This is a genomic window from Chryseobacterium pyrolae, from assembly GCF_025153485.1.
GTDB lineage: Bacteria > Bacteroidota > Bacteroidia > Flavobacteriales > Weeksellaceae > Chryseobacterium > Chryseobacterium antibioticum.
In genome coordinates this window covers 1-8,821 of record NZ_JANZQH010000019.1, presented here as the reverse complement: position 1 = coordinate 8,821, position 8,821 = coordinate 1, and the positions used below count along the sequence as shown (strand labels likewise).

At 39.4% G+C, this 8,821-nt stretch carries 8 protein-coding genes; 3 read left to right on the top strand and 5 right to left on the bottom strand.

The genetic code is table 11. The features are described 5' to 3' along the window. Positions 1-229: 229 nt before the first annotated feature. The 5 genes from NZD88_RS21155 to NZD88_RS21135 all read right to left on the bottom strand — a co-directional run bounded on the left by NZD88_RS21155 (position 230) and on the right by NZD88_RS21135 (position 3,540). Positions 230-1,033 carry a helix-turn-helix domain-containing protein gene (locus NZD88_RS21155; RefSeq protein WP_169233189.1) on the bottom strand — a complete coding sequence of 268 codons (804 nt, stop codon included), beginning with the start codon at positions 1,031-1,033 and terminating at the stop codon, positions 230-232. An 18-nt stretch (positions 1,034-1,051) separates the two neighbouring features. After that, positions 1,052-1,453 carry a GlcG/HbpS family heme-binding protein gene (locus tag NZD88_RS21150; RefSeq protein WP_169233190.1) on the bottom strand — a complete coding sequence of 134 codons (402 nt, stop codon included), beginning with the start codon at positions 1,451-1,453 and terminating at the stop codon, positions 1,052-1,054. 3 nt (positions 1,454-1,456) lie between these two features. Continuing rightward, positions 1,457-2,248: an SDR family oxidoreductase gene (locus NZD88_RS21145; protein WP_259831805.1), complete on the bottom strand. Its 792-nt coding sequence runs from the start codon at positions 2,246-2,248 to the stop codon at positions 1,457-1,459. A 204-nt stretch (positions 2,249-2,452) separates the two neighbouring features. Beyond that, positions 2,453-2,986 carry a DUF4442 domain-containing protein gene (locus NZD88_RS21140; protein WP_259831803.1) on the bottom strand — a complete coding sequence of 178 codons (534 nt, stop codon included), beginning with the start codon at positions 2,984-2,986 and terminating at the stop codon, positions 2,453-2,455. 2 nt (positions 2,987-2,988) lie between these two features. Further along, the gene (locus NZD88_RS21135) at positions 2,989-3,540 is read right to left on the bottom strand and encodes a TetR/AcrR family transcriptional regulator (RefSeq protein WP_259831801.1); all 552 of its coding nucleotides are present in this window, start codon (positions 3,538-3,540) and stop codon (positions 2,989-2,991) included. Positions 3,541-3,691: 151 nt separating this feature from the next. Between NZD88_RS21135 and NZD88_RS21130 the strand changes: the two genes are divergently transcribed. From NZD88_RS21130 to NZD88_RS21120, 3 genes are read left to right on the top strand one after another with little or no spacing between them, the layout of a single operon-like run. Continuing rightward, a complete protein-coding gene (locus tag NZD88_RS21130; RefSeq protein ID WP_259831800.1) occupies positions 3,692-4,714 on the top strand; it encodes a ligase-associated DNA damage response exonuclease in 1,023 nt (340 codons plus the stop codon). Further along, positions 4,711-6,291 carry an ATP-dependent DNA ligase gene (locus tag NZD88_RS21125; protein ID WP_259831798.1) on the top strand — a complete coding sequence of 527 codons (1,581 nt, stop codon included), beginning with the start codon at positions 4,711-4,713 and terminating at the stop codon, positions 6,289-6,291. The genes NZD88_RS21130 and NZD88_RS21125 overlap by 4 nt, the downstream gene beginning before the upstream one ends. Position 6,292: 1 nt before the next feature. Further along, positions 6,293-8,743: a ligase-associated DNA damage response DEXH box helicase gene (locus NZD88_RS21120; RefSeq protein WP_259831797.1), complete on the top strand. Its 2,451-nt coding sequence runs from the start codon at positions 6,293-6,295 to the stop codon at positions 8,741-8,743. Positions 8,744-8,821 lie beyond the last annotated feature (78 nt).

Genomic DNA, 8,821 nt, shown 5'->3' with positions numbered 1-8,821 from the left:
CAATGATTAATATTTTAAAGATATTTTAACTATTTCAAATGATTTATTCTATTTGACAAACTTATCACATGGATATTTCCCCAATAATTATTTAGGTACAAAAATTAATAAAACTGTCCCGCAGTTCCGATTTTGGATTCAATAACTTCCCTCTTCAAGCTTCCCGACATAATAGAAAAGGAGCAGCTGAATGCGGCTCCTTTTCTATTATTCTGTGCTTTTTTACTTGTTAAATTTCACTGGTTGTCATCCCGAACTTCTGTTTGAATGCATAATAAAAATGGGAAAGATTTTCAAACCCGAGTTCAAGATAAATATCTGATGGTTTTTTATTTTTATGACGGATCAGATAATAGGCTTCCTCCAGTCTTTTTTCTTTAAGCCATTGTTTTGGGGTTATATTGAATGCTTTATTAAAATCACGCTTAAATCCTGATAAACTACGGCCTGTAAGCCTGGCAAAGGTCTCTACCGATACATTGAACATGAAATTTTTAATCATGAATTCTTTCAAATCAATCTTATGCGGTTCGGAGAAGTCAAAAAGCAGGTTTTTAAAATCAGGATTGCTTTGGAGAATCAATTCTATAGCTTCTTTCACCTTTAAAACTATCAGTCTGGAAGTCGCTGCTTTCGTTTTGTCAATATAGGGAAGCAACGAAACAAAGTAACCTCTGAAAAATTCATCAGATTCAAAAAAGAGCCTTTCGGTATCTGAAAATCTTTCATCTGCCGTAATTCTATTTTCTGCCGCATACTGCCGAAGCGTTTCCTGATCAAGTGTTATGGAAAGAAACTGATATTTCCCGTTCTTCGAAGGATGCTTTACCGTACGGATCAGTTGATTTTTTCGTACCAGAACCACCGTATTTTCTTTTATGATCATCCGTTCTTTGTCATGGAAAGCATGCGTTTCACCGGACAACTGAAAACCAAGAAAATAATCCGGAATAAATTCCTCATGTCCTCTGTATGTTTCAAAAGCGCATGAATACACCAGTTTATCGAATATGATCTCAAAAGTTCTCTCCATGATACAAATATCTGAAATTTAACCTATAACAGCAGCACCTGCTTCTGCAATCTCTTTATCCTGCTCAGGAGCTCCACCCGAGGAAGCTATCGCTCCTATGATTTTCCCTTCAGCATCTTTGATCACTACTCCACCGGCAACCGTTAAAAGTCCTGCATTGGAATTCAGCATTCCATATCCGTGAATATCTGCTCCGGCAATGATAGTCCCCATCACATCGCTATCGACCCCAAACATCACAGCAGTTCTTGCTTTTTTAACGGCAAAATCGATAACGCCATAAACACTGTCCAGTCTTGCTAATGTCATAAGGTGCCCACCAGTATCAACTACTGCAATGCTTACAGGGATATTGAAAGATCTGGCTTTTTCTGTGGCTGCCTGAAGTGATTTTGCAGCCTGATCATAATTAATATTCATTATTTAACTTTTTGCAGCCCATGCCTCGGCCTGAAGTTGTTTTACAAAATCTTCGGTTTCTTTAGGATGTACATTTCTAAAATTAGACTGATCATCCAATGCCACATTGACGATCACCTCGGCCATAGACTGAGGATCCAGCTGATGAGCAAGAGAATCGGCAACCCCATCGAAAGAAGATTCCGGGGTGAAATTCACTTGTGGATCATACCAGCGGAATATAGAATCTACCCCTCTGTCATTGAATCCGGTTCCAAAAACACCCGGATTGCAGGTAGCAATCTTGATGTTGAACGGAGCCAGTTCCGTTTTCAATCCTTCTGCAATAGATTCCATAGCATGTTTTGAAGCGCAATACGCTGCAACATACGGAACCGTCCATAAACCGCCCATGGATGTGATAAACACAATTTTACCAGGCTTCTTTTGTTCAATGAATTTTTTGACAAATCCCTGGGCAAGCTCTAATCCTCCAAAAACATTCACATCAAACATGGAACGAACCAGATCGATCGGCTGCTCAGCAATGGGGCCCCCTTCCATAATTCCGGCATTGCTGATCAGAATATCAATATCATACTTCTTTAAGATGTATTCGATATCTCCTGAATGGGTTACATCCAGTTTGTCTACCGTCAATTCTATTCCTTTTTCCTGGGCTTCACGAATTAAATCACTCATCTGTGGGTAAACCTGTGCGGTTGCGATAACTTTGTGTCCTTTTTGGGCGAGATCAAAAGCTGCAATTTTCCCGAAACCGCTTGCTGCACCTGTAATTAAAATAGTTTTGTTCATTTTGTTTTTTTTATTGTTACAGATACAAAATTGAAGGATTTTAAAGAGATACTTATTGGTGGAAGGTTCAATATTTTGTTGGTGAGAAGTTCAACATGAAACAAACTTATAAATATTTAGCAATAATGTTCAGCAAAATGTTCAAAGAAGTTTTTGTTTAATATTTTGTGGGAAATTATGTATTGATATAGTTGCCAGATTCTGTTATTTGGATTCCTGTTTTTTTAATTCCCGCTTTTGTTTATAAAAGCTTTTATCGGCAATGTAGATTGTCTTTTTTATTTCACAGTAGACCGTTTCTTTATTTCGATCGGTTAGCTGGGTCATTTTGACAATCTCTATCTCCTTTTCATTTTTTATTCTCTCTGCTATTTCCGCCAATTCTTCTTTTGTATAAATAAAATCTGCATAAAGATCAGTATGAGCAGGACGCCTAAAGTAGATTTCTGCAGATTTATCCCAAATAACGTATTGATGATCAGTAAGAGATATAAGCTGTACCATCGGAATAGGATCAACGGAGGAAAACATACTGCCCCCGAAAATGGTTCCCATATAATTTCTGTTTTTATAGCTGATCGGAAGCTTGATGGATATTTTCAGCAGATCCTGAGAGATATATTTGATCTTAGCGGTACTTCTCCGGTACATAGGTGATAAATTGAATCCCCATTTAAACAGCCTGGGTAATCCAATGACCTTACTTCCATATTGAGTTAATTTTTGGTAAAAAGCCATCTTTATTGTTTTAAATTATGAATAGTCTGATCTAATACTTGCTTAATTTCATCTTTAGGATAAAGTCTTCCTATCTGGGCCAGGCCAACCAGCATAGACAAAAGCTCCATTGCTTTCAGCCTGCAGTTTTTAATCTGCTGAAATTCTTTTCTGTCAATACCGGATTGTAGGATATCTATTGTATGGGTCAGTATGGCTTTATTAAATTCTTTTAATTTTTCACTCATATTTTCATTAAGCGAATGATAGTCAGAAGCTAAAGTGCCCGTTATACAAATCTGATTTTTATCAATAAGAAATAGGTAATAGCCGAACAGTCCCCGCAATTTTTCTTCTGCGGACAGTAATACCTGAGAATTTTTAAGATTCAGGATACGGAGTCGGTGTAATTCAATAATAGCCATACAGAGGTCTGCTTTGGATGGAAAATGATAATGTATTGAAGAGGTCTTTATATCAATCTCTTTTGCAATATCTGCATAACTAAAAGCATTGTATCCTTTTTCAGTCAGTAATTTGTTCCCGACTTCAATTATTTTATCTTTAGTTTTCATAAATCTATCTACTAATAGGTAGATAAAATTACATAAAAAATTTAAACCTTAAGATTTTAATTTAATAAAATGATTTCTGAACCATTATAATTTGCAAAAACTTGCGTAATTGGTGGGATTTTTGAATGTAAAATATAAACCAATCACACCATTGAAATTAATAACATTCACAAAAAAGGGGATTTACTGTCCGCAGGGGAAATTTTATATTGATCCATGGAGACCTGTAGACCTGGCGATTATCACCCACGGACATGCCGACCATGCCCGGTGGGGAATGAAAAAATACCTTTGCCATCATTATACAAAGCCCATCCTGTATCAAAGGATCGGGGTTGATATTGAATGCCAGAGCGTTGAATATGGTGAAACCATTACGCTAAATGGTGTAAAAGTCTCGTTGCACCCTGCCGGACATATTATCGGATCAGCCCAAATAAGATTAGAATACAAAGGATACGTCACCGTTATTTCGGGAGATTACAAAGTACAGGAAGATGGACTAAGTACCCCCTTTGAACTCGTAAAATGCAATGAATTCGTAACGGAAAGCACCTTCGGTCTGCCAATTTACAACTGGCTGGAAGTTCCCGATCTCAATAAAAAACTTCAAAACTGGGTCCTTAAAAATCAGGAAAATTCAAAAACCTCAGTATTCATAGGATATTCGCTGGGAAAAGCTCAGCGTATCATGAAAGCAGTGGAAGGCTTAGGAAAAATATATGTTCACAATTCCATTGGAAGGCTGAATGAAGCTTTTGAATCTGTAGGCATTACGCTTCCGGATTACAAGACGGCTGATTTTAAAGAAAACCCCAAAGAAGTACAGCATGAAATCGTCATTGTCCCACCCGCTTTACTCGACAGCAATATCATAAAAAAAATCCCGGATGCGGCAACCGCTATCTGTTCAGGCTGGATGCAGGTACGCGGAGCCAGAAGATGGCGCAGTGCCGATGCCGGATTTCCCATGAGCGATCATGCCGACTGGAAAGGGCTTCTGCAGGCCGTAAAAGCTACAGAAGCAGAAATCGTACACGTTACCCACGGACAGACGGAAATTTTTTCGAAATATTTAAATGAGATCGGCATCAAAGCGGATGTTGTAGAAACCCTGTTCGGCGAAGACGAAGAAGAGTCCGAAAAAGAAATCATTGAAAATCCGGAGCCATGAAACATTTTGCAGATTTGATCAACGCCTTGGAAACGACCAATAAGACCAACGCTAAAATAGAGGCCATCATCGATTATCTGGAACGCGCTCCGGATGAGGATAAAGTATGGTTCATTGCTTTGTTTACGGGCAAAAGACCCAAAAGGAATGTGAATACCAATTATATGAAAGAATGGGCACTTGAGATCACAAAACTACCGTTCTGGCTGTTTCAGGAAAGCTATTCTTCCGTGGGAGATCTTGGAGAAACCATTTCCCTGATCCTGCCTCCACCTTCAGAAACCATTGACCGTACGCTTTCCCAGTGGATGCTGGATATCGTTCAGTTAAAAGACAAATCAGAAACTGAAAAGAAAGCATTTGTATTACAGTCGTGGAACGGACTTGATTACACAGAGCGCCTTATCTTTAACAAATTACTGGGCGGAAGTTTCAGAATTGGGGTTTCCGATAAAACTTTGATCAATGCCCTTACCAAATTTTCATCTCAGGAATCGAGTACTTTAATGCATAGTCTGATGGGAAAATGGATCCCCGGGGAAGTTACATTTCAGGAATTGATTTCGGCTGAACATGTCAATCCAGACAATTCAAAACCTTATCCATTCTGTCTGGCTTATCCTCTTGAAAAAGAGCTTGAAGAACTAGGAAATCCTGGAGACTGGCAGATCGAATACAAATGGGACGGAATCCGTGGACAGATCATCAAAAGGAATGACGAAGTCTTTATCTGGTCAAGAGGTGAAGAGCTCGTAACCGATCAGTTTCCGGAAATTAAAGAGACCGTTCAGGCTATGAAAGGGAACTTTGTTTTAGATGGAGAAATACTTGCGGTAAAGAACTCTAATGTTTTAAATTTTAATGAATTACAGAAAAGATTAAACAGAAAAACTTTAACTAAAAAAATGCTGGCAGATATTCCCATTGAAGTGTTTGTTTATGATCTTTTAGAGTTGGAAGGCACGGATCTCCGTGAAAAATCTATAGCATCAAGACGTGCCATGCTGGAAGAATTATTGCTGAACGAGACCCCTCAAAATATTAAACTTTCTCAGGTTATTGATTTTGAAAAATGGGAAGATCTGAATAGCATAAGAGAAGGTTCCAGAGACATCAATAGTGAAGGTCTTATGCTGAAACAGAAAAATTCGTCTTATCATGCCGGAAGAAAAAAAGGCGACTGGTGGAAGTGGAAAGTAAGTCCGCTGACTATTGATGCTGTGTTAATTTATGCACAAAAAGGAAGCGGCAGACGAAGTGCCTATTATACAGATTATACATTCGCTGTAAAGAATGGAGATGCATTGGTAACCATTGCGAAAGCCTATTCGGGTTTGACGGATAAAGAGATCATGGAGGTAAGCAGATTTGTCAATAAAAATGCCATTGAAAAATTCGGGCCTGTTCGCACCGTAAAAGCTGAATTGGTTTTCGAAATTGCCTTTGAAGGCATCGGATTCAGCAGCAGGCATAAAAGTGGTGTCGCATTAAGATTTCCAAGAATTGTAAGATGGCGGAAAGACAAAACCGTAGACGAAATTGACGAACTTGAAGAAATAAAAAAACTGATCCAATAATTTGAAAGCATTTGACAATAGTGATGGATTCAAGGTCATTCAGCAATGGATGGCTGATAAAGGCATGTCTCCTTTCAAATTTCAGACCGACACGTGGCAGAAATTTGGAAGCGGATACAGTGGAATGGTCGTGGCACCCACCGGATTTGGAAAGACATTTTCCGTTTTTCTGGCTTTGGTTTCAGACTTTATGAACCGTCCTGAACAGTACAAAAAAGGATTGAAAATGATCTGGATCACTCCCCTGCGCTCTTTGTCTAAGGATATTGCCAAGGCGATGCAGGAAGCCATGGATGAGATTGGCCTCGACTGGACCGTTGGGGTCAGAAACGGAGATACAGACCAGAAAGTAAAACAGCAGCAGGTCCGGAATATGCCTGAAATTCTTGTGGTAACGCCCGAAAGTCTACATCTGCTTTTAGGCCAGAAAAATCACGCACGCTTCTTCCAGGATATGAAATGTGTTGCTGTTGATGAGTGGCATGAGTTATTGGGTTCAAAACGCGGGGTTATGGTGGAACTCGGTATTTCTCAGCTCAGAAAATATGTTCCGAAAATAAAAATATGGGGAATCACAGCAACGATTGGAAATCTTGATGAAGCCATGGATGTTTTAATTCCCTATGACATCAAAAAGACAAAGATTACTGCCAAAGAGCATAAAAAAATAGATATTCTCCCCGTTATTCCGGACGAGCTTGAGATTCTTCCGTGGGCTGGCCATTTGGGAGGTAAATTAGCCGATAAAATTGTTCCTATCATCCTTGATTCAAAATCTACCATCGTTTTTACGAATACACGGAGCCAAAGCGAAATGTGGTATCAGTTGTTACTGAATGCTTATCCGGATTTTGCAGGACAGATCGCTATTCATCACAGTTCCATTGATGCCCATCTCCGGATCTGGATCGAAGAGAATTTAAGTGCCGGAAAACTGAAAGCAGTAGTCTCCACTTCATCTTTAGATCTTGGAATTGATTTTAAACCTGTAGACACTGTGATTCAAATCGGTTCAGCAAAAGGAGTTGCCAGATTTCTGCAGCGGGCCGGACGAAGCGGGCACTCCCCTTTTGAAACCTCTAAAATCTACTGCGTTCCCACCCATTCTCTTGAACTGATCGAAGTCGCTGCTTTAAAAGAAGCTGTGAAACAGAAAGTCATAGAACCCCGTGAGCCTCAGGTCTTGTGTTTCGATGTACTGGTCCAGTTTCTGATGACTTTAGCTGTTGGCGATGGGTTTTATCCCGAAGAAACCTTTGAAAGAATCAGAAAAGTATTTGCTTTCCAGGAAATGACGGCAGAAGAATGGAAAAGCATCCTGGATTTCCTGACCATTGGAGGAAGTGTTTTAAAAAACTATGAAGAATTCCATAAGATCGTCATTATGGAAGACGGCCTTTACAAAGTAACCTCTCGTAAGATCGCCATGCTCCACCGTATGAATATGGGCGTTATCGTAAGTGATGCCATGCTGAAAGTGAAGTTTATTTCCGGCGGCTATATCGGAATGGTAGAGGAATATTTTATTTCAAAATTAAAAAAAGAAGAAAAATTTATTCTGGCCGGACGAACGCTTGAAGTCGCCATGATCAAAGATATGACCGTCTACGTCCGCGCTGCAAAGGGAAAAGCAATAGCTCCGAGCTATCTGGGTGGAAGACTGCCGTTGAGTTCTAATTTAGGTCATTTTTTAAGAGAAAAATTATCTCATGCCTTAAATCCGAAAGCATCGGAAAAAGAATTGAAATTTTTACATCCCCTATTAGCCAGTCAGGAAAAAAACTCCCACATTCCTAAAGAAGACGAATTTCTGGTAGAGCTGATCAAAAACCGGGAAGGCTATCATCTGTTCATGTATCCCTTTGAAGGTCGTCTTGTACACGAAGTTATGGCTGCACTCATCGCCTACCGTATTTCAAAACTGGCCCCGATTTCTTTTTCAATGGCCATGAATGACTATGGTTTTGAACTGTTCAGCGACAAAGAAATTCCTCTGCATGAGGAGCATCTGGATAAAATTCTGACCCGGGACAATCTCATGAACGATGTCATTGCCAGTATCAATTCTGCGGAAATGGCACGCCGGAAATTCCGTGATATAGCTGTAATTTCAGGAATGGTGATCCAGAATTACACGGGAAAACAGCGTTCCAACAAATCATTGCAAAGCTCAGCAGGACTGATTTTTAAAGTGTTGGAAGACTATGACCCCAATCATTTCCTTGTCAGACAAGCCTATACCGAAGTTTTCAATATGCAGCTTCAGGAACCCCGTCTCGTAGAAGCCTTTAAAAGAATTGAAAAATCAAAAATCATTTTAAAATATTCCAATACCTTTACGCCATTGAGTTTCCCTATCAAAGTTGACAGCTTAAGACAGACTCTTTCAAGCGAAAGCCTGGATGCGAGGATCAAACGGATGGTGGAACAGGCGAGGAAGAGAGGGTTTTAGAGTTTTAGAGTTTTAGAGTTTTAGAGTTTTAGAGTTTTAGAGTTTTAGAGTTTTAGAGTTTTAGAGTTTTAGAGTTTT

Excerpts from the sequence above, each read along its gene's own strand:
- NZD88_RS21140 (WP_259831803.1), bottom strand. The coding sequence starts at position 2,986 with ATGGCTTTTTACCAAAAATTAACTCAATATGGAAGTAAGGTCATTGGA.
- NZD88_RS21155 (WP_169233189.1), bottom strand. The coding sequence starts at position 1,033 with ATGGAGAGAACTTTTGAGATCATATTCGATAAACTGGTGTATTCATGC.
- NZD88_RS21150 (WP_169233190.1), bottom strand. The coding sequence starts at position 1,453 with ATGAATATTAATTATGATCAGGCTGCAAAATCACTTCAGGCAGCCACA.
- NZD88_RS21145 (WP_259831805.1), bottom strand. The coding sequence starts at position 2,248 with ATGAACAAAACTATTTTAATTACAGGTGCAGCAAGCGGTTTCGGGAAA.
- NZD88_RS21125 (WP_259831798.1), top strand. The coding sequence starts at position 4,711 with ATGAAACATTTTGCAGATTTGATCAACGCCTTGGAAACGACCAATAAG.
- NZD88_RS21135 (WP_259831801.1), bottom strand. The coding sequence starts at position 3,540 with ATGAAAACTAAAGATAAAATAATTGAAGTCGGGAACAAATTACTGACT.